Source organism: Brucella sp. GW823-FHT04E01 (assembly GCF_058796175.1).
Window position 1 is genome coordinate 192,731 of the sequence record NZ_JBXAIK010000005.1, and the last position, 26,784, is coordinate 219,514.

A 26,784-nucleotide genomic window follows, 5' to 3' on the forward strand; every position below is an offset into this window, starting at 1 on the left:
GTAGCGCCGTCTCGAAGGGTCGAGGGTCAATGGGATCGAATGCGGGGCAAGAAATACCTCTTCACCGTTCTTTTCCGGCCTTTTGCGATAGGATTCTCGGCGCGCCTGTGTTAGGGCGAGCCGTCCACTTTCCTGAACGCATCCGTTTCAGCAACGAAGAGACCAACTCCCTATGGCTGTCAGCTCCAAGCATATTCCCGCTCCCGATCTTCATCGGGTGCGCCGCGCCCTCCTTTCCGTTTCCGACAAAACCGGCCTGATCGATTTCGCCAAAGCGCTTCACGCGCAAGGTGTCGAAATCCTCTCGACCGGCGGCACCGCCAAGTCGATTGCCGCTGAAGGCATTCCGGTGAAGGATGTATCCGAAGTAACCGGCTTCCCGGAAATCATGGACGGACGCGTCAAGACGCTGCATCCGGCGGTCCATGGCGGCCTGCTCGCCGTGCGCAACGATCCGGAACACGTCGCGGCCATGGAAGAACACGGCATCGGCGGCATCGATCTTGCCGTCATCAATCTCTATCCGTTCGAGGAAGTCCGCTTCAAGGGCGGCGACTACGACACGACCGTCGAAAACATCGACATTGGTGGCCCCGCGATGATCCGCGCTTCGGCCAAGAACCACGCCTATGTCGCCACGGTCGTCGATCCTGCCGACTATGCCGACGTCGTCGCTGAACTGGAAAAGCATGCAGGCTCCCTGCCGCTTGCCTTCCGCAAGAAACTTGCCGCCAAGGCCTTCTCGCGCACAGCAGCCTATGACGCAGCCATTTCCAACTGGTTTGCCGAAGCGATCAACGAAGAAACTCCGGTCTATCGCTCGGTCGCAGGCAAGCTGCATTCCGTCATGCGCTACGGAGAAAACCCGCACCAGACGGCTGGCTTTTATCTCACTGGCGAGAAGCGCCCCGGTGTTGCCACCGCGACCCAGCTTCAGGGCAAGCAGCTCTCCTACAACAACATCAACGACACCGATGCGGCTTTCGAACTCGTCGCAGAATTCGACCCTGCCCGCACCGCAGCCGTCGCCATCATCAAGCACGCCAATCCTTGCGGCGTTGCAGAAGCAGCCACCATCAAGGAAGCTTATTTGAAGGCACTCGCCTGCGATCCGGTTTCGGCGTTCGGCGGCATCGTCGCGCTTAACAAGATGCTCGATGAGGAAGCCGCTGAAGAGATCGTAAAGATCTTCACCGAAGTCATTATCGCTCCGGATGCCACCGAAGGCGCACAGGCCATTGTTGCTGCCAAGAAGAACCTCCGTCTGCTCGTCACCGGCGGCCTGCCGGACCCGCGCGCCAAGGGCATTGCCGCCAAGACGGTTGCCGGTGGTTTGCTGGTCCAGTCGCGCGACAATGGTGTGGTCGACGATCTCGATCTCAAGGTCGTCACCAAACGTGCGCCGACCGAAGCCGAACTCAACGATATGAAATTCGCCTTCCGCGTCGGCAAGCATGTGAAGTCGAACGCCATCGTCTATGTGAAGGACGGCGCAACGGTCGGCATCGGCGCAGGCCAGATGAGCCGCGTGGATTCAGCCCGCATCGCAGCCCGCAAGGCTGAAGACGCAGCAGAAGCCGCCGGTCTTGCAGAACCGCTCACCAAGGGCTGCGTGGTCGCTTCCGACGCGTTCTTCCCGTTTGCCGACGGTCTGCTTTCCGCCGTTCAGGCCGGTGCAACCGCAGTCATCCAGCCGGGAGGTTCCATGCGGGACGATGAAGTGATCGCCGCTGCCGACGAACACGGCATCGCCATGGTCATGACGGGGATGCGTCACTTCCGCCATTAGAGCTTTTACGCATTATCCTGCGCAAAACCGCTCCGCACTTTTGCTGGAAATGCTCTAACCCCTTATAAAAAGTATATATCGAGGCCCCGGAACCAACCATTCCGGGGCCTCGTTTTCATTGAGTTTCATATTGTTTCGTTTAAATTCGTTTTCAGCATAGACCGGATCAACGGAGGAGCCCGCCCCATGACGCAGTTTATCGGTTCCATCGACCAGGGAACCACGAGTTCGCGTTTCATCATTTTCGACAGGCAGGGCGATATCGTCGCGAGCGACCAGCGCGAACATGAGCAGATTTATCCAAAGGCGGGCTGGGTCGAACACAATCCGATAGAAATCTGGCGCAACACACAGCACGTCATTGCCGCCGCACTCAAAAAAGCAAAACTGAAGGCAAGTGATATCGCTTCCGTCGGCATCACCAATCAGCGCGAGACCACACTGCTTTGGGACAGGAAAACCGGTGCGCCGCTCTATAATGCAATCGTCTGGATGGATACGCGCACCGACGAACTTGTTTCCCGGTACACGAAGGACGGCGGCGCAGACCAGCTGCGTGCCAAGACCGGCCTGCCGATCTCGACCTATTTCTCCGGGCTCAAGCTGCGCTGGATACTCGACAATGTTCCGGGTGCGCGTGAAAAGGCCGCAGCCGGAGACGCACTTTTCGGCACAATCGATACATGGCTGGTCTGGAACCTGACCGGCGGCACCGATGGCGGCATCCACATCACCGATGTGACCAATGCTTCCCGCACCCAGCTGATGGATCTTTCGACGCTGCAATGGGATGAAGACATACTTCGTCTTTTCGATATTCCGTCAGCCTGCCTGCCGGAAATCCGCTCTTCAAGCGAAGTCTATGGCGAGATCACCCTGCCCTCCCTTTCCGGTGTAAAACTTGCGGGCATTCTGGGCGACCAGCAGGCAGCGCTCTTCGGTCAGGCATGTCTGGAACCGGGCGAAGCCAAGAACACCTATGGCACGGGCTGCTTCATGCTGATGAACACCGGCGAGAAACTGGTGCCCTCCAATTACGGCCTGCTGACCACGGTTGCCTACAAGCTCGACGGCGCCAAGCCGGTTTATGCGCTGGAAGGCTCCATCGCCATTACCGGCGCCCTGGTGCAATGGCTGCGCGACAATCTCGGCATCATCAAGAACAGCAGCGACATCGAAACGCTGGCGCGTACCGTCGAGGACAATGGCGACGTCTATTTCGTTCCCGCCTTTTCCGGCCTCTTTGCACCGCATTGGCAGGATTCAGCGCGCGGCATTATTGCAGGCCTCACCCGCTTCGCCAACAAGGGGCACGTTGCCCGGGCGGCCCTGGAAGCGAGCGCCTATCAGGTGCGCGAAGTGCTCGATGCGATGGTGAAGGATTCAGGCGTCGAAATCACGGAGTTGCGCGCCGATGGCGGCATGACCATCAACGAACTGCTCATGCAGTTCCAGTCCGACATTCTGGATGTGCCGGTCGTGCGCCCGAAAATTATCGAGACGACGGCGCTGGGTGCTGCCTATGCGGCAGGGCTTGCCGTCGGCTACTGGAAATCCACGCACGACATCGTGGAAAACTGGCAGGTGGGCCATCGCTGGCATCCGCGAATGCCCGTAGACGAGCGCACGCGCTTGTTCAACGCATGGGAAAAAGCGGTTCAGCGTTCACTCGGCTGGATCGAATAAAAGTCAGATTCCGGCCCGTTACAGCGGGCCGGATGCAAGCGGCTTGTCGGCGGGGTAAGGCGTTATGGCCGCCAGATAGAGCCCGACGGCGAAGAACAGCAGCAGCACCGACATGCCAAGTGCAGCCGAGCCGCTGAGCGCAGTGATCGTCGCAACCAGAAACGGTCCGAGAAAACTCGTCGCACGCCCCGCCAGCGCATAGATGCCGAAATATCGACCCGATTCCTCCGGCTTGATGCTGCGCGCAAACCACGACCGGGACGAGGCCTGTATAGGCCCAAGCGCGACGCCGATCGTCAGCCCGTAGATGAGGAAAGCCTGTTCCGAAGCTGTCGAGAACAAGCCTTTTGCCTCCGGATAGCTGACAGGCACCAGACCGAACAGCAGATAATGCGTTCCGGTGGAAACGATACCGAGCGAAGCCAGCAGCAAAAGCACCAGCGATCCGATGACGATGATCTTGGAGCCGAGCCTGATATCGAGGCGCGCCGCGACAAGGCAGCTCAGGATCGCCGACACATTGGTGATCATGCCGAAGAGGCCAATCTCGTTGATGCTCCATTGAAACAATGAAGCGGCATAACCGGCGCCGAGCGCGACAATGGCATTGAGCCCGTCCTGATAGAAAAGGCGGGCGGCCAGAAAGCGCGTGATCCCCGGATGTTCGCGCACTTCCCGCAGCGTCGATTTGAGTTCCGCCAGACCGCTGCCGATTGCCTGACGCAGCGGCTGCCCGCGCGCCTGATCGGGTGTAAACAGAAACATCGGCATGATGAAAACAAGATACCAGAGTGCCGCTATGGGGCCGGTGATGCGGGCATCTTCGCCGCTGACGGGGTCGAGGCCGAAGAGTGGCGGAAGCCCAATCAGCGTCTTGCCTGTGTCGGGTGATGCAGCCAGAAAAACCACCACGAAGATCAGCACCAGAACACCACCCAGATAGCCAAGCCCCCAGGCCAGATTGGACACCCTGCCGATCTCGCTGCGCGGGACGAGCCGCGGCATCATGGAATCGTTGAAAACGATTGAAAACTCCGCCGAGACCATCGCGATACTGAAAGCCAGAAGCACCCAGAACAGGTTCGCACCGGGCACCGCAAACCAGAGCGTCATGAGTCCAACGATCTTGAGAACAGCAAAAAAGCCGATCCATGGTTTGCGGGAGCCTGTCTTGTCGGCAATCGACCCCAGAACAGGCGAAAGAACAGCGATCACAAAACCTGCGGCAGCGATACCATAGCCCCAGGCAATCTGCCCGGCTTCAGGTGTGTCGGCCATGCGGGAGATGAAGTATGGACCGAAAATGAAGGTGACAATAACCGTGAAAAATGGCTGTGCCGCCCAGTCGAAGAATATCCAGCCCCATATGCCGCGCCGCGAGGCATAGCCCCGAGCAGGCAGAACCTGATCGCTCAATTGTTTGTTCCTTCCCCCGGACAAGAAGTTGGTCCAACCATTGACCGGCCAGTCGGTTGGATACTTCGCTTTTATCAGCGGTACCATATAACCCGAAATGCTGTTTCAAAAGAAACAAAAAGGGCGACCGAAGCCGCCCTTTTGCAAGATTATGTCGTTGTTTTCTATTGCGCCAGATCGGACATCAGGCCCGCTGCAACCGCCAGTCGCGAGACTGTCAGGTCACCACCTTCCGTCAGCGCCACCATACGGTTTTTCACCTGCTCGATACGCGCACCATCGGCTGCGAACCAGGCTGCTGCCGGGTCCTTGTCCTTGGCAAAACGCTTGAGCGCCGCAATGGTGATGCCGCGCGCGGCCTGCGTGATCGTATCGCTTGCTCGTGACAGAGCAAGCCCGTCATAATAGTCCGTGACGGGGATGGAACGCGCGGCTTCCTCGATGCGACCAATGCGGAAGGCTTCCGAAACACCGAAATAGGTCTTGGCGGTCACCACCCGGTCGGCACCGGCCAGATGCGCGATCAGGGCAATGTCCGGCATGATGCCTGCAAGCTGCAGATTGGCAAGACGCTGAGCCAGCTTTTCTGGTGCACCCTTTTCCACGAAAGCGGCCTTGTCGGCCTGAAGCGTGCTCTTCAGATATTCCGGCATCAGGCCGTCGAAACGCGGTTCCAGTTCGGCACGTGCCCTGGTGATCGTATCCACCAGTTCCGTCAGGTTGGCGCGTGTCGTATCGTTGCGCAGCACCCAGGCCGTCGTCGCCTGCAGCATTTCGCCGACGAGATGGTAGAACTGGTTCTGCACATCGCCCGGCACCTTGCTGTCGAGCGCATCAATGGCGTCATAGATCGCATCGATCTCGAAACCGTCGCGCACCGCCACATAGGCACGCACGATATCGGCAGGCGACTTGCCCGTCGTATCGGCCAGACGGCTGATGAAGGTGATACCGCCACGGTTGATGACATCGTTTGCCAGCAAAGTAGCGACGATTTCACGGCGCAGACGATGACCGGAGATTTCCTCGGCATAAGTCTTGGTCATGCGCTTCGGGAAATAGCCGAACAGCAGCGACTGGAAGTAAGGTTCGTCCGGAAGCTGGCTTGCCACCAGATCATCCGACAGCGACAGCTTGGCATAAGCAAGCAGAACCGCCAGTTCCGGACGCGTCAGCGGCTGGCCTGCCTTCTGGCGTTCGGCCAGCAGCGCATCGGACGGCAGATACTCGACCTTGCGGTCGAGAAGCTTGCGGTTTTCCAGCTCCGCCATGAACCGTGCCTGATAGGGCAACTCCGCCAGACCTTGCCTTTCGCTGAGCGAAAGCGCCAGCGGCTGCAGATAGTTGTTGCGCAGAACCAGTTCAGACACATCGTCGGTCATGCTGACCAGAAGCTTGTTGCGTGCCGGGCGCTTGAGATTACCCGAACGCATGGCAGCAGCCAGAGCGATCTTGATGTTGACCTCGACGTCCGAGCAGTTGACGCCTGCCGAATTGTCGATGGCATCGGTATTACCACGACCGCCCGCCAGCGCATATTCGATGCGCCCGCGCTGGGTCGCGCCGAGATTGGCGCCTTCGCCGATCACCCGTGCACCGACTTCCGAGCCGGTGATGCGGATCGCGTCATTGGCGCGGTCGCCAACCTGTGCATCCGTTTCAGCGGAGGAGCGGATATAGGTGCCGATACCGCCGAACCAGAGGAGATCGACCTTCGATTTCAGGATCGCGGTCATGATTTCCTGCGGCGTGCCGGAGGTCTTTCCAAGGCCGATGGCCGCAGCAGCTTCTGCCGACAAGGTAATCGTCTTCTGGCTGCGACTATAGATGCCACCGCCAGCCGAAAGCTTGGAGCGGTCATAGTCCTGCCAGCTCGAACGCGGCAATTCGAACAGACGCTTGCGCTCGGCAAAGCCGTCGGCTGGAACCGGGTTAGGATCGATGAAAATATCGCGATGGTCGAACGCAGCCACCAGCTTGATCTGTTCGGAAAGCAGCATGCCGTTGCCGAACACATCGCCCGACATATCACCCACACCGGCAACAGTGAAAGGCTCGGTCTGGATATCCGTGTCGAATTCGCGGAAATGCCGCTTCACGGCTTCCCATGCGCCGCGCGCGGTAATGCCCATGCCCTTGTGGTCATAACCGGCGGAACCGCCGGATGCGAAGGCATCGTCCAGCCAGAAATCATGTGCCTGGCTGATGGCATTGGCCGTATCGGAGAAAGTGGCCGTGCCCTTGTCGGCAGCAACGACGAAATAAGGATCATCATTGTCATGGCGCACGACTTCCGCCGGCGGCACGACATGATTGTCCTCGATATTGTCGGTGACCGACAGAAGCGTGGAGATGAACACCTTGTAGGCATCGCGACCAGCTTCAAACACGGCATTGCGATCGCCGCCAACCGGCAAACGCTTCGGATAGAAGCCGCCCTTGGCACCAACCGGCACGATCACCGCATTCTTGACCTGCTGTGCCTTCACGAGGCCCAGCACTTCGGTGCGATAATCCTGTGCGCGGTCCGACCAGCGCAGACCACCACGGGCGACAGCGCCGAAGCGCAGATGCACGCCTTCCACTTCCGGCCCATAGACGAAGATTTCGCGATAAGGGCGCGGGTCCGGCAGGCCTTCGACCAGACGCGGATTGAGCTTGAAGGCAAAGGTGACACGCGGCTTGCCGTCGGCATCCGGCTGATAGGCATTGGTGCGCAGCGTCGCTTCGATCAGATTGCGGAAACGGCGCAAAATCTGGTCGTCATCGATGCTCGGCACGCCAAGCAATGCGGTCTCAATAGCATCGACCAGCTTCTTTTCAGCCGCATCACGGCGCTTGGCCGATGGGTTGAAGCGCAGATCGAACAGCGAATAGAGATCGCTGGCGATTTCAGGATAACGGTTCAGTGCGGCCGCGATGAAGCCCTGCGAATAGGCAATGCCCGCCTGTTGCAGATAACGGCCATAGGAACGCAGGATCATGATCTGGCGTGCCGTCAGGCGTGCGGTCTGCACCAGCGCGTTATAGCCGTCATTGTCAGCCAGACCGTCCCAGACATTGCGGAACACATCTTCCAGCATCTCGCCATCGTCGGAAAGATCGACGGGAGCGCCATAGGCGTTCACGAGCTGCATGTCGTGCACGTAAACGGCAGCGCCGTCCTTGCCAGCATGCGGCAGGTCGATGGTCTGCTCGCTGACGACACGGAAGCCCATGTTTTCCAGAAGCGGCACACGCTGCGACAGAACAACCGGCGCACCGTGATGATAAAGCTTCAGCGAAACCGCATCAGGACCATCGGTGCGATAACGATAGAAGTCCACGAAAAGCGGAGCCTCTGCGCTGAGGCCAGCGATGCGCTCCGCATCGACCAGCGCTTCCGGTGCCGTGAAGATTTCGCGATAGGATGGCGGGAAGCTTGCAGCAAGCGCGACCGTCTTTGCGTCTGCACTGTCAGAGCTTTCACGAACCGCATCGTCCCATGTGCGGACAATGGCGCGCACTTCGGCTTCCAGCGCTTCGCGATCCACATGCGGTGTGGAGCGCTCGTGACGGCGGATGACGAACTGAACGCGCGTCAGGCCGTTCTGCAGGAAGACCGGGTGGAATTCGAAACTGTCGCCGCCATAGATATCAACGAGATAGTGTCCGATCTTCTCGCGCACGACCGAGTCGTAACGGTCACGCGGGATATAGACCAGCACGGTCGCAAAGCGGCCAAAGCGATCGAGACGCGGAACGGCACGCACACGCGGGCGTTCGCCAAGCGCAAGGATCAGCTCGGCATTGGCCGTCAGGCTTTCCACATCGATCTGGAAAAGCTCGTCGCGCGGATATTCTTCCAGCACGTTGATGAGCGCCTTGCCCGAATGGTCCTCGCGGTTGAACCCGAGATGCTTGATGACGGCATCGGCCTTGGAGCGAATGAACGGAATGCCTGCAACCGAACTCGTATAGGCAACCGAGGTGAAGAGACCGACCAGGCGCAGTTCGCCGATGGCTTCGCCCTTTTCGCCGAATATCTTCACGCCGACATAATCGAGATAGGAGCGGCGATGCACCAGCGAAAGCGAATTCGCCTTGGTCACGATCAGCGGCTCGTTGCTGTCGAGGAATTCCGTTACCTCACGCGGCGTCACCGTGTCGTCGTCATCCTTGCGCAGGACGCGGACTTCATTGTCGTTGAGAATGCCGAGCGTTTCCTTGACCGGAACCAGTTCGCGCTTGTCGCCCTTACCCTTGAAGGTGAGTTCGCGAAGTCCGAGGAAAATGAAACGATCATCGCGCAGCCATTCCAGAAACGCGATGGCCTCCGGCATAGCCGGATCGCTCGTCATTTCATAAACGCGCTTGTAATCGGCGATAGCGCCATCGAGGCGCTTCAACATCGGCTTCCAGTCGCTGACAGCGGCACGAACCTGTCCGAGCGCGCGCTTGATGGCGGCAGTCAGATCGGCCTTGACCTGCTTGTCGAGGGCTGGAAGATGAATCTGTACCAGGCTGACGCGCTCGACGCTCTTGGCAGGCGCGAGCTGCGATGCTTCGCCCAGAATGACCAGCTCGTCCTTTTCGCGCGCAATGTCCAGAACCGGATGCACGACCATGAAAATCTGGCTGACATGATCATTCAGCTCACCCATGATGGAGTCGAGCAGGAACGGCATATTGTCGTTGACGATGGTGATGACGCTCACCGGCCGACCATGGCGCTCGATACCATTATCGACGCTGATGATGCTCTTGCCCTTGCGATAGGATTCGAGGGCGGCATAGCCGTGACGGGCTGAACTGTCGAGAGCGGCAGCATCGTAAGCGGCCAGATCTTCTGGCGGCGCCCATTCGAAGAGAAGCTGCGAGAAGGCCGTAAGCGCCTTCGACTTGCCTCCCTTCTTCTCCTCCTTGCTTGCCTTGGAACCTTTAACCTTGCTCGACCGATCCTGCTTTGCAGTCACGTCGGATACTCCTGTCATGATGGCAATGCGCGCCAAACTAGCAGATTAGGCATTGGTTTCGATGGCAATTCGTTGAAAATAACGAAAAATTTCCCGGAAAGTCAGAAAGACCGCATTTAATCCATTTAATTTGGAACAAAACTTCGAAAACTTCCCGCGAAATTTCGGAATATGCCAGCGGATTTCTCCGCGCAGCTCAAAAGTGCTGCCAAAAGGGTCAAGCAGCAGCCCTGCTTCGCCACATTTCCGACTAAAGTTGCAGATGATTCTGATAAATGAATCGGCCTGTCAGTGCCTGAATCAAAAAGCGTCAGGCCGTGGCAAAAACGTCATTTGCAGCCGGCATGGTGACTTTTGGAACAGACACTCAGAGCTCGATCAGGTGATCGTCCAGCTCATTGATATTGTCCGGTCCTGCCGGAAAATGCTTTTCCAGCAGAACCCCGGCCTGACCGATAGCCAGTACGAAACCCTCGGTCATTTGTGCGCGGGAGGCGTGATGGATGAGCGTCGCGACGATTGCATTCCACTCGTCCTGTTCGACACGCGCATGGATGCCCGCATCGGCGATCACCTCGGCATAATGTTCGGCCATTGAGACAAAGAGCAGAATGCCGGTGCGGTGCTCCGTAATATGGACATTGCGCGCCAGAAACTGCTGCAGCGCATTGAGATGGGCGCGCTTGTAACGGATGCGGCGCGGCACCAGCAACATGCGAATGGCCGGAAAGAACCAGAGCACCAGCATCGCAGTCAGGAACGCCGCCAGCACCGCAAGTCCGAACATGGGCAGGCGGATATCGAACCAGTACCAATGGGCGAGAAAGGCCGCGATCACCGAAGCGATCAGGATGCCGCAAGTCGCAACAAAGCCCGCCGCAAAGAAATAGTCATCGCTCGAGCGCGCCAGAACGGCATAGATTTCGCCGCTGGTTTCTGCTTCCGCCTTGCGGATGGCCTCGGCGATACGGGCATGGTCCTCGGCGCCAATCAGCGTGTGATGCTTCATCGTTGCGTCTCCCTACCAGCTACCCGAGGCGCCACCGCCACCGGATGAACCGCCACCACCGGAGAAACCACCGCCTCCCCCGCCGGACGACCAGCCACCGCCGCCGCCCCAGCTGCCACCACCCCTGCCGCCAGAGCCGCCGCCGCGATTGTTGTAATCGACGACCATGCCGAGCCACTGATATTTGCCCGGCCCGATCTTGCGTCCGAAAACCGGCGTCAGGATCGCCATGCCGAAGCCACCGAAGAAGATCAGGCACCAGAAGGCGATGAAGACGACAAAGACCCAGTCGACATCATCGGAACTCGACTGCACATTGCGCTTGGCCCGCGCTTCAAGCTCGGCGGCATCACCGGAAAGCACCGAAAGAATGCCGTCAACACCCTGTACGATGCCGTTCGAGTAATTGCCGGTACGGAATTCGGGAATGATGGTGCCATTGATGATGACGCTTGAAAGCGCATCGGTCATGACACCTTCGAGACCATAGCCGACCTCGATCCGCACCTTACGGTCATTGGGCGCAACCACCAGCAATATGCCGTTGTTTTCCTGTTTCTGCCCCAGCGCCCAGGCACGGAACAGACGGTTGGAATAGGTTTCGATGTCTTCGCCGTTGAGGCTCGGGACCGTCACCACGACCACCTGATCCGATGACTTCGCTTCAAAGTCGGCAAGCTTCTGGGTCAGTTGCTGGCGCTCGGCGGGGTCGATGATCCCCGCCGCATCCACCACACGACCGGTCAATGCCTGTGCAGGCGTCGACGCGTCTTGTGCAAGGGCCGCCGTGTGCAGCGTCAGCGCTGCGGAAAACAGCAGGAAAGCGAGCGCAAGGAGATGTCGCGGCCAGCCCAACCAGCCAAGACCGCGACGATCACGCGAGAGTGCTGCACTCGCCCCGAAACGCATCATGAAACGCGCCGTCAGTTGAAGTTGACTTTGGGCGCGGCCTGACTGCCTGCATCTGCACTGAAGCTCTGCATCGGCTGTGCATCGCGATACCAGATCCACGTCCAGATCATCGTCGGCATGGTGCGCAGCGCCGTGTTGTAGACGCGAACCGCCTCGATATAGTCGCGGCGTGCGACGGCGATGCGGTTTTCAGTACCTTCAAGCTGCGACTGCAATGCAAGGAAGTTCTGGTTGGCTTTCAGGTCCGGATAGCGCTCGACCACCACCATCAGGCGCGACAGTGCGCTTGTCAGATTGGCCTGATTATCCTGAAACTGCTTGAAGAGTTCCGGATTGTTGAGCGTTTCCGGCGTGATCTGCACCTGCGTCGCCTTGGCGCGCGCCTCGATCACAGCCTGCAGGGTTTCCTGTTCGTGAGCGGCATAGCCTTTCACGGTCTCGACCAGATTGGGCACGAGATCGGCGCGGCGCTGGTACTGGTTCTGCACCTCGCCCCAGGCAGCCTTCGCCTTTTCCTCATTGGTCGGGATCGTGTTGAAACCGCATGCCGATAGCAGCGGAACCAGAACAGCCAGACCAAGAGCGATGAAAATACGGCGAAAAGAGAAAGAAGTGGCAACCGTCGCAGCCGACATGGACTTCTCCTGAAAAGAGCGCTTTGCCAAGCGCCGGGGAAACAAATTCATCACCCGCATGCGCATATTCGCTCGAATGCGGGCCGTCAAATCAACAAGATAGACGAAATTCACTCGTTTTCCAGTCGATTTGAACAACAAGGCAAAGCCGCGACCGGTGGGTTTCAGGGATGCAGCCGATTTCACCAGAATGTTCCATGGTCTGACCTTATCATTGGAATGCCACAAGGTCAGTCCCGATATATCTCAATTCATATCGGGATCATCGCCACAGATACCCGTGAAAGAGCATCTTGACCCGATCCTCGGCCTATGAGCAGGAAGCTTCTTTATCTTCTCGCATATGTGGATCAGGCGTGCATAGGTGCTATCGATTTCACTCCCGTCGATCATGACAATACCATTCCTGACAACCGGTTCAGCTTCGCCCGCAGAAACGAGTAGAACGATAGACCTGAGAGCTATATTCGCTTGATGGCAAGGCCCCATGGCCATGGCCAACCGCGCCAGCTCGTCGCTGTGAGCAGGCTTCGTCCCATCTAATGCCGGTCCATTCTCTTCCATCAGTACCGCCAAAGCTTCAAGAATAGGGCCGTCGTCCCTCTCGATTTGCGTGGCGAGCGCCTCCAGACCAGCCTTGTCCCCTGCCTCAATGAGGTCGGCAAGCCGGTCTTCCAATTGTTGAGCCGCTGCTCCGTCCTCATAAGAGGCTGCAGCTGTTGCAAGTACCTGCGTGTCCATCGCGCTCGCCGGACCGGCAGGGGCGACAACAATAAATGCCGACAGCACTGCGGCAAGCTTCAAGGCAGTCCTCACTTACATCCCCCTATTCCCCACAAAACCACCAACAAAAAAGCGGCGGATTGCTCCGCCGCTTTCTCAAAATGCAAGCTGCGCGAAGATTATTCGCTTGCAGCTTCTTCAGCCGGAGCAGCAGCGGCTGCGGCAGCTTCAGCGGCCTTTGCGGCAGCTTCTTCTTCAGCCTGCTTGGCCATGGCCAGACGTTCCTGAGCCTTCTTGCCCGGCTCACCCTTGGTCGGGTTGCTGCGGGTCGGACGCTTTGCAAGACCAGCCTGGTCGAGGAAGCGCAGAACGCGGTCGGTCGGCTGTGCGCCCTGTGCAATCCAATGCTGGATGCGGTCGGCATCGAGCTTCACGCGTTCAGCGTCCTTGGCCAGCATCGGGTTCCATGCACCAACGGTTTCGATGAAGCGGCCATCACGCGGGCTGCGGACGTCGGCAACAACGATGTGGTAGTAAGGACGCTTCTTGGAGCCAGCGCGGGCCAGACGAATCTTGAGAGACATTTTTTCTTTCCTTTAGACAATTGCTTCGCCCGAGGGATGGTCGGGGCAAAACGGGTTAAACCGTAGCTACGGTTGTTGTTTTGACGCGCATCTTACCCGAAAACCGTTTCACACTTTTCGGGATGCGCTTTACTTTCCGCCGTGGTTTGCGGCGGCATGCTCATGATGCCGAATGACTTCCTTCACGATGAAGTTCAGGAATTTTTCGGCGAAATCGGGATCGAGATGGGCATCGGTTGCCAAGGCGCGCAGACGTTCCACCTGACGTTTTTCGCGGGCCGGATCAGCCGGTGCGAGGCCGCGTTCAGCCTTGAGTACACCGACAGCCTTGGTGCAGCGAAAACGTTCGGCCAGCATATGGATCAGCGCTGCATCGATATTGTCGATGGAAGCGCGCAGTGCCAGAAGTTCAGCCGGTGCAGTGTTCTGTTCGTCGCTCATGATGCTCACTTCTTCTTCGGCAGGCCGGGAAGACCGCCACCAAGACCGGGAAGCTTCGATCCACCCAAACCGGGGAGACCGCCGCCCGGAAGGCCCGGCAAACCGCCGCCCTTGGTAAGACCGGCTGCTTCCGCCTGCTTGGCAAGTGCTTCAAGCTGCTTGGGGTCCATCTTGGAAAGATCGGGCATACCGCCCATTCCTCCGCCCAGGCCGCCACCAAGACCCATCTTGTTGGCAAGGCCCCCCATCATCTGCTTCATCATTCCGCCCTTGCCCTTGCCCATGACTTTCATCATGTCGGCCATCTGGCGATGCATCTTGAGAAGCTTGTTGATATCGGCAGCAGTCGTGCCGGAGCCTTTGGCAATGCGCTGCTTGCGGCTGTGCTTGAGAAGGTCGGGATTGGCGCGCTCGGCCTTGGTCATCGAGCCAATGATTGCGAGCTGGCGGTCGAACACCTTGTCGTCGAGACCGGCTGCTGCTGCCTTGTCCTTCATTCCGCCCATGCCGGGCATCATGCCCATAATGCTGCCCATGCCGCCGAGCTTTTTCATCTGGCCTAGCTGATCGGCAAGATCATTGAGATCGAACTTGCCGGACTGCATCTTCTTGGCCATCGCTGCGGCTTTTTCCGCGTCGATGTTTTCAGCAGCTTTTTCCACGAGCGAAACAATGTCGCCCATGCCGAGAATACGGTCGGCGATACGCTTCGGATAGAATTCCTCAAGCGCATCCATCTTTTCGCCGGTGGCGATCAGCTTGATCGGCTTGCCGGTGATGGCACGCATCGAAAGCGCTGCACCGCCACGGCCATCGCCATCCATACGGGTGAGAACGATACCCGTAATGCCAACGCGCTCGTCGAAATTGCGCGCCAGATTGACTGCATCCTGACCGGTCAGGCTGTCGGCGACGAGCAGGATTTCGTGCGGATTGGCGGCCTTGCGGATATCCGCCATTTCCACCATCAGCGGCTCGTCAATATGCGTGCGGCCTGCGGTATCGAGAATGACGACATCGTGTGCGCCAAGCTTTGCAGCCTGTACGGCGCGCTTGGCGATTTCGACCGGCGACTGGCCGGCGATGATCGGCAGCGTGTCGACACTGGTCTGAATACCGAGCTGGCGAAGCTGTTCCTGTGCGGCAGGACGGCGCGTATCGAGCGACGCCATCAACACCTTCTTGCGCTGGCGCTCCGTCAAACGCTTGGCGATCTTGCCGGTGGTGGTCGTCTTGCCCGACCCCTGCAGACCGACCATCATGATGACGACAGGCGCAGGCGCGTTCAGGTCAATCGCGACACCTTCGGTGCCAAGCATCTCGATAAGCTCGTCATGGACGATCTTGACGACCATCTGGCCGGGCTTGATGCTTTTCAGGATTTCGGCGCCAACCGCCTTCTCACGAACGCGGTCGGTGAAGGAGCGAACCACTTCCAGCGAAACGTCAGCCTCGATCAGCGCGCGACGCACTTCGCGCAACGCTGCGGCCACGTCGGCTTCAGAAAGAGCGCCGCGTCCGGTAAGGCCGTTCAGGATGGAGCCAAGACGCTCCTGAAGTGATTCAAACATCGAATTTCCTTTTAATCCGAGAAGAGGCTTATGCTTCGTCAGGGATAAATCGTCCCGCTTATCTGCCAGTTCAAGAAGCAACCAAAGCGATACAGCACCCGAGGGCGCATCGCGCTGTCGGATGTGGACCTCCGGGATCGCTTTATACCAAATGGGTCCCGGTCGGTGGCTCGCGTTCTGAAGATCGCGGATAGATTGGAGCTGGCTTTAAGGTGATCAGCCCGCAATGTCAAGCAAAAGGCCTGAAACTCACTGAAACCGGCCCAGTTTGTTTTGGGCGCATCTTGTTCCGAAAACCATTTCACACTTTTCGGGATGCGCTCCAATACAGGGCCGGTTTCGATTTTGTTTTACTGTGCGGCCACACCGGCAAGCGGATCGCCGATGCCCAGCACATAAAGGCCGATCATCAGCAGCGTTCCCGCCAGAACCACATAATAGATCGTGGGAATGATGGTCATGCGCAAGGTCGTGCCTTCACGTCCCAGCAAGCCGACCGTCGCGGAAGCTGCAACCACGTTGTGGATCGCGATCATGTTGCCAGCGGCAGCGCCCACTGACTGACCGGCGACCATCAGCGCACCGGAAATGCCAAGCCCTTCCGCCACGCCATACTGGAACTGGCTGAGCATGAGGTTCGACACCGTGTTGGACCCGGCGAGGAACGCACCCAGCGCTCCCACGGACGGCGCGAAGAACGGATAGACATTCCCGACTTCCACCGCCACCCAGTCGGCAACCATCAGCGGCATGCTGATGAGTTCCTTGCCGTTGACGCCGGAATTGATCATGACGCGCACCATCGGCACGGTGAACAGAAGCACGAAGCCTGCGCCCACCAGCGTCTTTGTGCTTTCACCGAAAGCCTTGGCGAACTGTCCGCCGTTCATCCGATGCAGGAAGAAGGTGATCACACAGACGATGACCAGAAGACCGCCCGGCAGGAAGAGCGGCGTGAAATCACCACCTATACCGGTTTCGCCCATGATGTCCTTGGCAACGAACGTGATCGACTTCAGCGCATTGCCAACCGACGGGAACGTACGGCTGACCACCAGAAAGATCGCCAGCAGAATGTAAGGGGTCCATGCCAGAACGAGCGGGATTTTCTTCGAGGTCAGTTCATCGAGCTTGATCTGGACGGTGCCGACCCAGCCTGCAGGCCACTCCGAAGCGGGAGGGAAATCCCAGCTCTGCTTCGGCATCAGGAAACCGGCTCGTGCGGCAAACGTCGCCAGCGCAAGCCCGACGAGACCGCCGATCATGGACGGGAATTCAGCACCGAGGAAAACCGCGCTCAGCACATAAGGAATGGTGAACGAGAAGGCCGCAAACAGCGCGAAGGGCAGAATGGCAAGACCTTCCGTCCAAGAGCGGTTGCGCCCGAAGAAGCGGGTCATGATGACCACGAGGAACAGCGGCATGAACGTGCCGCAGATGGCGTGCAGGATAGCCACTTCCGATGTGATGATATGGAAGAACTGTTCCCAGCTCGATCCGGCGCCCTGCAATTGCGCCGTCAGCGCCTCGCGATTGAGACCTGACTGGACACCGACGATAAGCGGCGTGCCGACGGCACCGAACGACACGGGCGTCGACTGGATGATCAATCCGAAAGTAACGGCGGCAAGTGCCGGAAAACCGACGGCCACCATCAGCGGCGCCACGACCGCAGCAGGCGTGCCGAAACCGGATGCGCCCTCAATGAACGAGCCGAACAGCCAGGCAATCAGGAACACCTGAATGCGGCGGTCAGGGCTGATCTGGGCAAAGCCGGAGCGGATCGCAGAAATGCCGCCAGAATATTTCAGCGTATTGAGAAGCAGAATCGCACCGAAAATGATCCAGAGCAGACCTGCAGTCTGGATCAGGCCCTGAATGGTCGAGGCAATGACCCGGTTGCCGCTCATGCCCCAGACCGCCATTGCGATCACGACAGTCAGCACATAGGTCACCGGCATCGCAATGCGGGCCTGAATACGAAATCCGACCAGCATCACGCCGGCTACGAGAATTGGCAGAAATGCAAATAATGCAAGAAATCCGTTCGACATGTGGCGTCCTCCCCGTCAATGTCACGAACTTTGAAAGTCAACTATGAAACGCTGGTAAAGAAGTTTTACCAGTAAGACCATAAGCAATAGGTATGAAAGCCACAGCTTCCAAGCGAAAAATTCCGATCAAGGTTTTGGGACCAACAAAAGCTTGCTGTTTTTGTGCAAAAATGCTTGAGACGCGGCATTTCGCACCTGCCTCGTCCCGCTTTGCCGTTGCCGCATGACATTTGGTGTAAGGAATGGCAAATTCGCGTTGAGGTCGAATCAACTCCAAAGGAGAAACGAATGGCATTGGTTGCCAAGGGCCGGTCTTGGACGGCAGCAGCAGTTCTTGCAGTGGGCATGATGACGGGAACAGGCATTGCCGAGGCAGCCCAGTGCGGCAATAATGCCGCCGGTTATAATGCCTGGCTCCAGCAGACGATGAAGGAAGCCGCTTCGCGTGGCATTGGCAAGGCCGCGATCGGTGCGCTTGGCAATACCAAATACGCGCAGGCCACTATCAATGCCGACCGCAACCAGAAGAGCTTCAAGCTCTCCTTCGAACAGTTCATGCAGAAGCGCGGCGCTGATACCATCATCAAGCGCGGTCGCGCACAGAAGCAGCAGAACGCCGCTCTCTTCGCTGCGATCGAAAAGCGTTATGGCGTTCCAGCCGGACCGCTGCTCGCGATCTGGGGCATGGAAACAGGCTTCGGCGCCTATCTCGGCAAGCAGCATACGCTGTCGGCTGTCGCGACGCTCGCCTATGACTGCCGCCGCAGCGATTATTTCACCGACCAGCTCTATGCAGCGCTCAAGCTGATCGACCGTCAGGACCTCAATCCAAATGCGGTTGGCGCCATGCATGGTGAAATCGGCCAGACGCAGTTCCTGCCGGTCAACGTCCTGAAATACGGCGTCGACGGCGACGGCAGCGGCCATATCGACATGGCCCGCTCCAAGGCGGATGCTCTCTATTCGACCGCGAACTTCCTTGTCGGCCATGGCTGGCAGCGCGGTGCAGGCTATCAGCCAGGCGAACCGAACTACGGCGCGATCCAGGGCTGGAATGCTGCACAGGTTTACCAGCGCGCCATCGCCGTCATGGGCAAGGCCATCGACGGCAAGTAAGAACTGAAGGCTGAAATCGCAATTTCTCTCTGAAATTGCCGTAGAAAAGCCTCACGTTTCACAGAATAGCCCCAAAGTTTGGGGCTATTTTTGTATGTTTTGATGCGAATTTTCGCGTTTGGAAGACAAAAACGTCAATTTTGGCTGGCCAAAATATGGCAAAACGGCCCCTCTCGATCTGAGAGAAGCCGTTTCAGGAAGCATTTTTTAAATCTGGATCAGGCCGCGTCTGGCCGTTTGAAATCACCCGTCTGGTGATCCATCACCCACAGCTCGCCGGTCGAGATATCGAACCATGCGCCGTGCAGGGTGAGCTTGCCCTTCTTCTCCAGAATATCGACGCAAGGGAATGTGCGCAGATTGTTGATGGAGTAGCGGATCGAGATGCGTTCCAGCGCGGTCTGGCGCTCGCTCTGCGTCATGAGCTGATTGCCACTGATGGCTTCAGCTGCAGGCGCGATCAGGCTCATCCATTTGCCGATGAAGTCACCCGGCGAAAGCGGTGCGCTTTCGGTGTCGAGCGCAGCCTTGATGCCGCCGCAACGGCCATGGCCCATGACGACGATATTCTTCACCTTGAGGCTCTGAACCGCAAATTCCAGTGCTGCCGAAGCAGCATGGTATTCGCCATCGGGCTCGTAAGGCGGAATGAGATTGGCAACATTGCGCAGGACGAAGATTTCGCCGGGCGCCGTGTTGAAGATGGTTTCGGGAGCCGCACGGGAGTCACAGCAAGCGATAACCAGCGTTTCCGGTGATTGTCCCTTGTCGGCCAAATGGCGATATCGTGAAGTTTCGTGGGCAAAATGCTCGCGCATGAAGGTTCGATAACCGGCGAGAAGTGAGTCTGGAAGATCAACCATATTTTTCCAATATCCCTATCGAAAACCGAGATCAATCGAAATGCACTGAACGGACTGCGTCCAATTGGACGCATGATCCCTTTCGCTTTCATGCAAGCTTCTCAAGCCCATATCGCCATGCGAAGACCGAAAGCGTCGCGTTCTTCATGGTCAGGATGCGGGTGCGCTTGACCGCGCGCGTGACGACCAGCCACGAGATACATGGCGCAGGCGTCAAGAAAGTCATCCTCCTTGGCACCGCGCGGGACGCGACCTTTCAAAAAATCTTCCGGCAATCCGCAGTGCTGCAACAAGGCCCGGCGCTCGGCCATTCCTTCCGGATTCACCCGGCTTTTGATCTTCTTCGGCAGGGACATGGCCTTCATGCCATTCAAAACCGCAAAAGCCAGTTCGGGATGCGATTCGATGATACGCTCGGCAAGCCGTAGATCGCAGCGCAACAATTCATCGATCTCGCAAATCTTCGGGAAAAGCCCGAAAGCCTGCCGGGAAACCTTGCGTGGCGGGTCGGTGTGTTCCAGCGACAAAGAACAGCTCTCGCGATAATCTTCGGCATAGACAGCAGCACGCGGCGGAATGGAAAAAACACTCGATTGCCTTCCGGCAAGATGTGCTCGTGCGGCCCGCTCCGCCGACCGCCCGCCCTTTTCCGGCAGGCCGATCGGCATATCGACCGCAATGATCGCTTTATCCGGAAGCGACGCCACCAGGGCGGAGAAACTGCCGAACACTTCCGCTCGCAAACCGCCGCCATCCCCGGTCACGGCGATCCAGCCGCGAGGACAGCCGTCAACACCAGCAAGCACTGGAGCCATAAGTGTCAAGCGCGGAACCCCTTGGTCGGATGCATCAGCCGCCGCGTCTGCACCATGGCCATCGGCGTGGCGAGGCTCGACGCATCGGCTTCCAGCATCAGCTCGTCCGCCCCGCGCTTTGCCGAGCGCGCCATGATTTCGAACACTGCCGCAGTAGTGCTCTGCAGCATCTTTTCCTCCGCCATGCCGGACAGGCGACGCGCCAGAAACACGGCAGAGGTCAGATCACCGAGACCGTTGGTCGGACCATCGACACGGCGATGTTCGGCCATCAGCGCCATGGTCGGCGTGAGCAGAATATTGCCGATGCTGCCGCTCATCAGCGGAAAGGCCGAGGTGACCAGCATGGTTGCCGGACCGGCTTCCAATGCAGCCTCCATCAAGGCGGAATTGTCTTCCAGCGGAACGCCGGTCAGCCATGAAAGCTCGAAACGATTGGGTGTTGCGATATCGGCAAGCGGCAGAAGCTTGTCGCGAATACCCATGGCAGTCGCTTCGGGGACATAAAGCCCCTTTTCATCGCCGATGACAGGATCGCACAGATAGACCGCCCCCGGATTCTTCGCCTTCACGGCTTTGACCAGTTCGGCAACGGCTGCCGCCTGCTCGGGATGACCGAGATAGCCGGTCAGGACAGCACCCACCTCGCCAAGCCACGGTGCGCGCTGAAGATCCTGCATCAGGCGCGAAAACTCTTCCGCCGGTGGCACGATGCGTCCAGCAGGCCCATGACCCGGATGCCATGGCAGCACTACGGTCGGCACGGCCCATACGGGAAAACCCAGCGTTTCCAACGCGAAAACGGCGGCTCTATTGCCAACTGAACCGCGCACGACATGGCTTGAGATGACAATAACGGTTGTCGCATCCGAAGGCGCAGAAAGCGTCATTGAGTACCTAGCTTTGCATGAGATAGAGAATGAGCCAGACGATGATCGCCAGCGTGATGAGGAAGCCGAGCCCGCGCCCGATCCGCGTAGCCCAAAGCTCGATGGGATCATTTTCGGGGGCGTCAGTGGCAGCCAGATGATGCGCAGTGCGGGAAAATCCGCGCCGCACGATGCCTTCGGCACCGGTCTGCTCGCGTTCGAGCCTGTCGAGAATACGCCGGGCCTCTTCCTGACGCTCGCGTCCCGGCCCGCCGCCTTCCCCTATGCCTGCCTGCTGGCGCTCGCCCATGCTCTGCCTGCCCTTTGCAATGACCTAGTGTGGCTTTGAAACCGAAATTCGTTCGCAACCCCGCCCCGGAGTGATACGAATTTCGGATTCGCCACACTAGTTTCCAACAGAAGAAACAGGCACAGCATCACGCTCAAGTCGCAGTTCTGCAAGCAGTTTATTGCAGTCTCATGCGAGCTTCACGATGAGCTTTCCGAAATTACCTCCTTCCAGCAGGGAAATGAAAGCTTTCGGCGCATTCTCCAGCCCATCGACAATGTCTTCGCGATAACGCACCTGACCGTCGGCAATCCACTTCACCATGTCATGGTAAAAGGCTGGCCTCTGATCGGCAAAATCACGCTGGATAAAACCGCGAATGGTCAGGCTTTTCGACAGAACATCCCGCATCACCAGCGGCAGCCGGTCAGGTCCATCGAACGGGCCGCTCTGATTGTACTGCGCAATCAGGCCACAGACCGGAACCCGCGCAAACTGGTTCAGCAGCGGAAACACCGCGTCGAAGACCTTGCCGCCGACATTTTCGAAATAAACGTCGATGCCCTTCGGGCAGGCCTCAGCCAGCTCCTGTGCGAAATTCTTGCTGTGGTGATCGATAGCCACATCGAAACCGAATTCATCGATCAACGCCTTGCATTTATCCGCTCCGCCCGCAATGCCGACAGCGCGTGCGCCCTTCATCCGGGCAATCTGCCCGACGGCAGAACCGACCGGACCGGTTGCGGCCGCAACCACGACGGTCTCGCCCGGTTTCGGCTGGCCGATGGTGAGCAGGCCGGAATAGGCGGTAAAGCCCGGCATGCCAAGAACGCCAAGCGCCGTCGTTACAGGGGCTTCTTTCGGGTGGAGCTTGCGCAAGGTCGAGGCATCGGCAACCGCATAATCCTGCCAGCCGGAATGGGAAAGCACGAAATCACCCGGAGCAAAGCCTGCGCTCTTGCTTTCAACGACTTCGCCTACCGTGCCACCCTCCATCACATCGCCGATTGCCACCGGCGCGGCATAGGATTTGGCCGCGCTCATACGCCCACGCATATAAGGATCGAGCGACAGATAATGCAGTCTCAGGAGAACCTCACCGTCACCGGGGCTCGGGATCGCCGCTTCCTCCAGCCGGAAGTTTTCTGCGGTTGGCCGACCTTCCGGGCGCGATGCCAGCACGATACGGCGATTGATCTTTTCGCTCATGAACGGAACTCCTGACAGTAATGATCGGGCTTCGAGCTACATATTATTAGTTTAGGGCGATGATCGGAAAAGTTGAGCTTTTGCAATCAAAATCAAGCTATACATCCGTTGTGAACGCTTGGCTTGGAAAGCTGTTCCAAAGCTAGCGAATTTGCGCTGTGCATCACCCTCTTTGCAGCGGCCTTGCGCCTTGGGACAAACGACATGAATCAGGACAGACTTTTTCTCTTGAAACCGGGTTTTGAAGATCCGGCTTATCCCGGCCAGCTTTTCTATTGTTGGCATTGCGCCCTCATCGAGGGTGTTCTGGCTTCTTTTCCGGCACTGGGAGACAGGCTGGATATAGAGCGCGTCGACTGGCAGCGCCCGCGCAAGGCCGTCATAGAGCTGGCAGGCGAAGACAACCAAAACCTGCCCTTGCTCATACTGAAGGATGGCGACCGGTCCCCGTTCGAGACCGGGAGGTACGAAGGGCGTTCGCTGATCGGCGACCCTCACAAGATACTGGCCGTCCTTGCGGAGCGGCACGGCTTTCCGCTGCCGCATCCGTAAAATAAAAACCCCGCCACAAGGGCGGGGTTTCGCTTGGGGGACAGTAAGGCTGCCTATTACTTCATCGTTGGGATGACGAATTCCGCACCATCCTTGACGCCCGACGGCCAGCGCGAGGTGACGGTCTTGGTCTTGGTGTAGAAGCGGAATGCATCCGGGCCGTGCTGGTTGAGATCGCCGAAGCCGGAAGCCTTCCAGCCACCGAAGGTGTAGTAGGCGATCGGAACCGGGATCGGCACATTGATACCGACCATGCCGACCTGCACGCGGCTGGCGAAATCGCGGGCAGCATCACCATCACGGGTGAAGATCGCAACGCCGTTGCCATATTCATGATCGTTCGGCAGAGCCAGCGCTTCCTCGTAGTTCTTGGCGCGCACGACCGAGAGAACCGGACCGAAGATTTCTTCCTTGTAGATACGCATGTCCTTGGTCACGTTGTCGAACAGGCAACCCCCCATGTAGAAGCCATCTTCATAGCCCTGCATCTTGAAGTTACGGCCATCGACGACCAGCTTCGCGCCTTCTTCAACACCAAGGTCCACATAACCGCGCACGCGGTCGAGCGCAGCCTTGGTGACCAGCGGGCCGTAATCGGCGGAATTGTCGGTGGAGGTGCCGATCTTCAGCGATTCAACACGGGGAATGAGCTTTTCCATCAGACGGTTGGCGGTGTCTTCACCGACCGGAACGGCAACCGAGATCGCCATGCAGCGTTCGCCAGCCGAACCGTAGCCAGCGCCGATCAGCGCATCGACGGTCTGGTCCATGTCGGCATCCGGCATGATGAGGAGATGGTTCTTCGCACCGCCGAAGCACTGCACGCGCTTGCCGTTCGAGCAGCCGCGGCCATAGATGTACTGGGCAATCGGCGTGGAGCCGACAAAGCCGATGGCCTGGACGTCCGGATCGTCGAGCAGCGCATCGACCGATTCCTTGTCGCCGTTGACGACGTTGAAAATGCCTGCCGGAAGACCGGCTTCCATGAACAGTTCGGCAAGGCGCATCGGTACGCCCGGATCACGTTCGGATGGTTTCAGGATGAAGGCATTTCCGCAAGCAATCGCCGGACCGGCCTTCCAGAGCGGGATCATGGCCGGGAAATTGAAGGGCGTGATGCCAGCAACAACACCGAGCGGCTGGCGCATGGAGTAAGTATCGATGCCCGTACCGGCATTGTCGGTGAACTCGCCTTTCAGCATGTGCGCCGCACCGAGGCAGACTTCCACCACTTCGAGGCCGCGCTGGATGTCGCCCTTGGCGTCGGCAATGGTCTTGCCGTGTTCGCGGGCCAGCAATTCGGCCAGGCTGTCATATTCGGCTTCGACCAGTTCGACGAACTTGCGCAGGATGCGAACACGACGCTGCGGGTTGGTCGCAGCCCAGGCTGGCTGTGCGGCCTTGGCGTTTTCGACAGCCGCGCGCACTTCTTCCTTGGTGGCGAGCGCTACCTTGCCCTGCACCGAGCCGTCGAGCGGCTGGAAGACGTCTGCCGTGCGGCCGCTCTTGCCTGCCACATGCTTGCCGCCGATGAAATGTCCGATATTGCGCATCGAAGAACCTCCCTGATGATCGCTTTGAGGAGCCTGCAAAGCTCCCATCGTTGACATCATCTTGACTCTGCAAATTCATGATTGCAAGGCGATGAAAAGCGTATCCGTTGTGCAAATTTTATAGTAATCAGAATACATCCTTATGCAGAGAGCATCATGAACTGGGACGATATTCGCATATTTCTCGCTGTTGCTCGCTCGGGCCAAATTCTGGGCGCGGCCAAAAGGCTCGGCCTGAACCACACCACGGTTGCCCGACGGCTGACCGCGCTTGAAACGGCGCTGTCCACCACGCTTCTGACACGCCGCACCAACGGTTCGACGCTGACACAGGCGGGCGAGGAGTTTCTGCTCGCCGCCGAACGCATGGAAGCTGAAATGCTTTCCGCCCGCTCGCATGTCGGCAATGCGGATATTGCCGTGTCGGGCACGGTGCGCATCGGCGCGCCGGACGGGTTCGGGGTCAACTTTCTGGCGCCCCGGTTGGCGCGGCTGACACAGAAATATCCGGACCTGACCATCCAGTTGGTGCCGGTGCCGCGCTCGTTCTCACTGTCGCGCCGTGAAGCCGATATCGCCATTACCGTCGAACGTCCGGAACAAGGCAGGCTGATCGCGCGCAGGCTCGTCGATTATACGCTCGGTCTCTATGCGCATCGCAGCTATCTGGAGGCGAACGGCACGCCGGAAAACACCGACGATCTCGCCCGGCACCGGCTCATCGGCTATGTGGAGGATCTCGTCATCAACCCGTCGCTGGCCTATGCGCCGGAAATCAGCCGTGACTGGAAACCGGCCTTCGAAGTGTCGAGTGCTTTGGGACAGGTCGAGGCCGTGCGGGCCGGTGCAGGCATCGGCATATTGCACGCCTTCATCGCCCGCGCCGATCCCGATCTCGTGCCCATTCTGCCGGATCGGGTGATCCGGCGCGCCTACTGGCTCGCCTATCATGAATCTGCCCGCACATTGCGGCGCGTCACCGCCATATCGGCACTCATTTCCGAACTGGTCGAAAGCGAGAAATCGCTGTTCAGTTAAGCATGATCCCGAAAAGTGGAAGCCGGTTTTCGGATCAGATCATGCTAAATCAATTGAGCCGCATATAGGCGACCATGACGCCGACAATCATTGCAGCCGGAACGAACAAGGCGTCGAGGCCGATGAAATAATGGCCGAGACCGCCGCCGACAGCGCCCAGCATCAGGGACAGCCAGACCGCCACATGCTGCAGCCAGCGCCATTTTGGCGTTTCACCGCGCAGCGAACAAGCAAGATCTGCGGCAGCGTTGAAAAGCGTACCGGTCACATAGGTCACGCCAAGACGCGCAGCTCCGATGGGCTGCACCGCAGCATTCTGCGCGCCCATGGCTGCGGCAAGCAGCAGCACCGGCTGGACCAGCAATGCACCCTCGCGCCGCAGCACGCCGACCAGCAGCAGGATCGCCACCACGCTTGCCATCACATAAAGACTGCCCGCACGACCGTATGAACGCACCGCAAGCGTGCCGAAGAAGGCGCCGGAAAAGAACAGCACGATCAGGATCGCGGGAAACCAGACCAGCACAGTGCCCTGCACGCCGGGCTGTCCCGCCAACGCGACACCCAGCTGCGTGGTATTGCCGCTCATGAAGGATGCAAAGAAACCGCCCAGCTGCAGGAAGGCAATCGCATCGACGAAACCAGCCGATGCGGTCAGAACCAGACCGAGCGAAAGTTTGGAATTCGGTGTCATGGGATTGAACT

23 protein-coding genes are annotated in these 26,784 nt (G+C 58.6%); 5 read left to right on the forward strand and 18 right to left on the reverse strand.

From position 1 onward, the window contains the following. Positions 1-172 precede the first annotated feature (172 nt). Positions 173-1,789 (forward strand): bifunctional phosphoribosylaminoimidazolecarboxamide formyltransferase/IMP cyclohydrolase, encoded by a 1,617-nt coding sequence (purH, locus tag AC1RHM_RS20645; RefSeq protein ID WP_010661484.1) that lies wholly within the window; start codon positions 173-175, stop codon positions 1,787-1,789. 186 nt (positions 1,790-1,975) lie between these two features. Continuing rightward, a complete protein-coding gene (gene glpK, locus AC1RHM_RS20650; protein WP_010661485.1) occupies positions 1,976-3,475 on the forward strand; it encodes a glycerol kinase GlpK in 1,500 nt (499 codons plus the stop codon). Positions 3,476-3,493: 18 nt separating this feature from the next. Here glpK and AC1RHM_RS20655 read toward each other — a convergent pair whose 3' ends face one another. From AC1RHM_RS20655 to AC1RHM_RS20705, 11 genes are all read right to left on the reverse strand, one after another. Further along, a complete protein-coding gene (locus AC1RHM_RS20655; RefSeq protein ID WP_010661486.1) occupies positions 3,494-4,891 on the reverse strand; it encodes an MFS transporter in 1,398 nt (465 codons plus the stop codon). Positions 4,892-5,055: 164 nt separating this feature from the next. Next, positions 5,056-9,846, reverse strand: coding sequence for an NAD-glutamate dehydrogenase (locus AC1RHM_RS20660; RefSeq protein WP_010661487.1), 4,791 nt, complete (start codon positions 9,844-9,846; stop codon positions 5,056-5,058). A gap of 367 nt (positions 9,847-10,213) precedes the next feature. After that, positions 10,214-10,855, reverse strand: coding sequence for a TPM domain-containing protein (locus AC1RHM_RS20665; protein ID WP_010661488.1), 642 nt, complete (start codon positions 10,853-10,855; stop codon positions 10,214-10,216). A gap of 12 nt (positions 10,856-10,867) precedes the next feature. Continuing rightward, positions 10,868-11,767, reverse strand: coding sequence for a TPM domain-containing protein (locus AC1RHM_RS20670; protein WP_010661489.1), 900 nt, complete (start codon positions 11,765-11,767; stop codon positions 10,868-10,870). Between the two features lie 11 nt (positions 11,768-11,778). Further along, complete coding sequence (locus tag AC1RHM_RS20675) at positions 11,779-12,402, reverse strand: LemA family protein (protein ID WP_010661490.1); 624 nt, start codon at positions 12,400-12,402, stop codon at positions 11,779-11,781. 246 nt (positions 12,403-12,648) lie between these two features. Then, positions 12,649-13,218: a hypothetical protein gene (locus AC1RHM_RS20680; protein ID WP_085982334.1), complete on the reverse strand. Its 570-nt coding sequence runs from the start codon at positions 13,216-13,218 to the stop codon at positions 12,649-12,651. Between the two features lie 86 nt (positions 13,219-13,304). Beyond that, a complete protein-coding gene (rpsP, locus tag AC1RHM_RS20685; RefSeq protein ID WP_010661492.1) occupies positions 13,305-13,709 on the reverse strand; it encodes a 30S ribosomal protein S16 in 405 nt (134 codons plus the stop codon). Between the two features lie 129 nt (positions 13,710-13,838). Beyond that, entirely contained in the window at positions 13,839-14,150 is a 312-nt protein-coding gene (locus tag AC1RHM_RS20690; protein ID WP_010661493.1) for a chorismate mutase, read from the reverse strand. Positions 14,151-14,155: 5 nt separating this feature from the next. Continuing rightward, the gene (gene ffh, locus AC1RHM_RS20695; RefSeq protein ID WP_010661494.1) at positions 14,156-15,721 is read right to left on the reverse strand and encodes a signal recognition particle protein; all 1,566 of its coding nucleotides are present in this window, start codon (positions 15,719-15,721) and stop codon (positions 14,156-14,158) included. Between the two features lie 350 nt (positions 15,722-16,071). After that, complete coding sequence (locus AC1RHM_RS20700) at positions 16,072-17,775, reverse strand: L-lactate permease (protein ID WP_010661495.1); 1,704 nt, start codon at positions 17,773-17,775, stop codon at positions 16,072-16,074. A gap of 37 nt (positions 17,776-17,812) precedes the next feature. Next, positions 17,813-18,070, reverse strand: a complete 258-nt coding sequence (locus AC1RHM_RS20705; protein WP_155243315.1) for a hypothetical protein — start codon at positions 18,068-18,070, stop codon at positions 17,813-17,815. Here AC1RHM_RS20705 and AC1RHM_RS20710 point away from each other — a divergent pair. Continuing rightward, the gene (locus AC1RHM_RS20710) at positions 18,064-18,891 is read left to right on the forward strand and encodes a lytic murein transglycosylase (RefSeq protein WP_010661496.1); all 828 of its coding nucleotides are present in this window, start codon (positions 18,064-18,066) and stop codon (positions 18,889-18,891) included. The two genes, AC1RHM_RS20705 and AC1RHM_RS20710, sit on opposite strands and share 7 nt — an antisense overlap. 218 nt (positions 18,892-19,109) lie before the next feature. Here the strand turns inward: AC1RHM_RS20710 and AC1RHM_RS20715 are convergent, their stop codons facing one another. The 5 genes from AC1RHM_RS20715 to curA form a co-directional block, all read right to left on the reverse strand. Next, positions 19,110-19,754, reverse strand: a complete 645-nt coding sequence (locus AC1RHM_RS20715) for a carbonic anhydrase (RefSeq protein WP_010661497.1) — start codon at positions 19,752-19,754, stop codon at positions 19,110-19,112. A 101-nt stretch (positions 19,755-19,855) separates the two neighbouring features. After that, on the reverse strand, positions 19,856-20,569 hold the full coding sequence (locus AC1RHM_RS20720) for a DUF429 domain-containing protein (RefSeq protein WP_010661498.1): 714 nt from the start codon (positions 20,567-20,569) through the stop codon (positions 19,856-19,858). Between the two features lie 5 nt (positions 20,570-20,574). Then, positions 20,575-21,459, reverse strand: a complete 885-nt coding sequence (gene pdxY, locus AC1RHM_RS20725; RefSeq protein WP_010661499.1) for a pyridoxal kinase PdxY — start codon at positions 21,457-21,459, stop codon at positions 20,575-20,577. Positions 21,460-21,466: 7 nt separating this feature from the next. Next, positions 21,467-21,748, reverse strand: a complete 282-nt coding sequence (locus AC1RHM_RS20730; RefSeq protein WP_010661500.1) for a hypothetical protein — start codon at positions 21,746-21,748, stop codon at positions 21,467-21,469. A gap of 168 nt (positions 21,749-21,916) precedes the next feature. Beyond that, positions 21,917-22,936, reverse strand: coding sequence for an NADPH-dependent curcumin/dihydrocurcumin reductase (curA, locus tag AC1RHM_RS20735; protein WP_010661501.1), 1,020 nt, complete (start codon positions 22,934-22,936; stop codon positions 21,917-21,919). Positions 22,937-23,140: 204 nt separating this feature from the next. On the opposite strand from curA, the gene AC1RHM_RS20740 reads away from it, so the two are divergent. Then, a complete protein-coding gene (locus AC1RHM_RS20740; protein WP_010661502.1) occupies positions 23,141-23,488 on the forward strand; it encodes a DUF3088 domain-containing protein in 348 nt (115 codons plus the stop codon). A gap of 56 nt (positions 23,489-23,544) precedes the next feature. Here the strand turns inward: AC1RHM_RS20740 and AC1RHM_RS20745 are convergent, their stop codons facing one another. Next, positions 23,545-25,041, reverse strand: a complete 1,497-nt coding sequence (locus AC1RHM_RS20745; RefSeq protein WP_010661503.1) for a CoA-acylating methylmalonate-semialdehyde dehydrogenase — start codon at positions 25,039-25,041, stop codon at positions 23,545-23,547. Positions 25,042-25,197: 156 nt separating this feature from the next. Here AC1RHM_RS20745 and AC1RHM_RS20750 point away from each other — a divergent pair, with 156 nt between their 5' ends. After that, a complete protein-coding gene (locus tag AC1RHM_RS20750; RefSeq protein ID WP_010661504.1) occupies positions 25,198-26,079 on the forward strand; it encodes a LysR family transcriptional regulator in 882 nt (293 codons plus the stop codon). Between the two features lie 49 nt (positions 26,080-26,128). On the opposite strand, the gene AC1RHM_RS20755 is transcribed toward AC1RHM_RS20750, so the two are convergent. Continuing rightward, the gene (locus tag AC1RHM_RS20755; RefSeq protein WP_010661505.1) at positions 26,129-26,773 is read right to left on the reverse strand and encodes a YoaK family protein; all 645 of its coding nucleotides are present in this window, start codon (positions 26,771-26,773) and stop codon (positions 26,129-26,131) included. Positions 26,774-26,784 lie beyond the last annotated feature (11 nt).

Bases quoted from the DNA above. Each gene is read 5' to 3' on its own strand.
- purH (WP_010661484.1), top strand. From the start codon at position 173: ATGGCTGTCAGCTCCAAGCATATTCCCGCTCCCGATCTTCATCGGGTG.
- glpK (WP_010661485.1), top strand. From the start codon at position 1,976: ATGACGCAGTTTATCGGTTCCATCGACCAGGGAACCACGAGTTCGCGT.
- AC1RHM_RS20665 (WP_010661488.1), bottom strand. From the start codon at position 10,855: ATGAAGCATCACACGCTGATTGGCGCCGAGGACCATGCCCGTATCGCC.
- AC1RHM_RS20670 (WP_010661489.1), bottom strand. From the start codon at position 11,767: ATGATGCGTTTCGGGGCGAGTGCAGCACTCTCGCGTGATCGTCGCGGT.
- AC1RHM_RS20675 (WP_010661490.1), bottom strand. From the start codon at position 12,402: ATGTCGGCTGCGACGGTTGCCACTTCTTTCTCTTTTCGCCGTATTTTC.
- rpsP (WP_010661492.1), bottom strand. From the start codon at position 13,709: ATGTCTCTCAAGATTCGTCTGGCCCGCGCTGGCTCCAAGAAGCGTCCT.
- AC1RHM_RS20690 (WP_010661493.1), bottom strand. From the start codon at position 14,150: ATGAGCGACGAACAGAACACTGCACCGGCTGAACTTCTGGCACTGCGC.
- ffh (WP_010661494.1), bottom strand. From the start codon at position 15,721: ATGTTTGAATCACTTCAGGAGCGTCTTGGCTCCATCCTGAACGGCCTT.
- AC1RHM_RS20700 (WP_010661495.1), bottom strand. From the start codon at position 17,775: ATGTCGAACGGATTTCTTGCATTATTTGCATTTCTGCCAATTCTCGTA.
- AC1RHM_RS20710 (WP_010661496.1), top strand. From the start codon at position 18,064: ATGGCATTGGTTGCCAAGGGCCGGTCTTGGACGGCAGCAGCAGTTCTT.
- AC1RHM_RS20705 (WP_155243315.1), bottom strand. From the start codon at position 18,070: ATGCCATTCGTTTCTCCTTTGGAGTTGATTCGACCTCAACGCGAATTT.
- AC1RHM_RS20715 (WP_010661497.1), bottom strand. From the start codon at position 19,754: ATGGTTGATCTTCCAGACTCACTTCTCGCCGGTTATCGAACCTTCATG.
- AC1RHM_RS20720 (WP_010661498.1), bottom strand. From the start codon at position 20,569: ATGGCTCCAGTGCTTGCTGGTGTTGACGGCTGTCCTCGCGGCTGGATC.
- pdxY (WP_010661499.1), bottom strand. From the start codon at position 21,459: ATGACGCTTTCTGCGCCTTCGGATGCGACAACCGTTATTGTCATCTCA.
- AC1RHM_RS20730 (WP_010661500.1), bottom strand. From the start codon at position 21,748: ATGGGCGAGCGCCAGCAGGCAGGCATAGGGGAAGGCGGCGGGCCGGGA.
- curA (WP_010661501.1), bottom strand. From the start codon at position 22,936: ATGAGCGAAAAGATCAATCGCCGTATCGTGCTGGCATCGCGCCCGGAA.
- AC1RHM_RS20740 (WP_010661502.1), top strand. From the start codon at position 23,141: ATGAATCAGGACAGACTTTTTCTCTTGAAACCGGGTTTTGAAGATCCG.
- AC1RHM_RS20745 (WP_010661503.1), bottom strand. From the start codon at position 25,041: ATGCGCAATATCGGACATTTCATCGGCGGCAAGCATGTGGCAGGCAAG.
- AC1RHM_RS20750 (WP_010661504.1), top strand. From the start codon at position 25,198: ATGAACTGGGACGATATTCGCATATTTCTCGCTGTTGCTCGCTCGGGC.
- AC1RHM_RS20755 (WP_010661505.1), bottom strand. From the start codon at position 26,773: ATGACACCGAATTCCAAACTTTCGCTCGGTCTGGTTCTGACCGCATCG.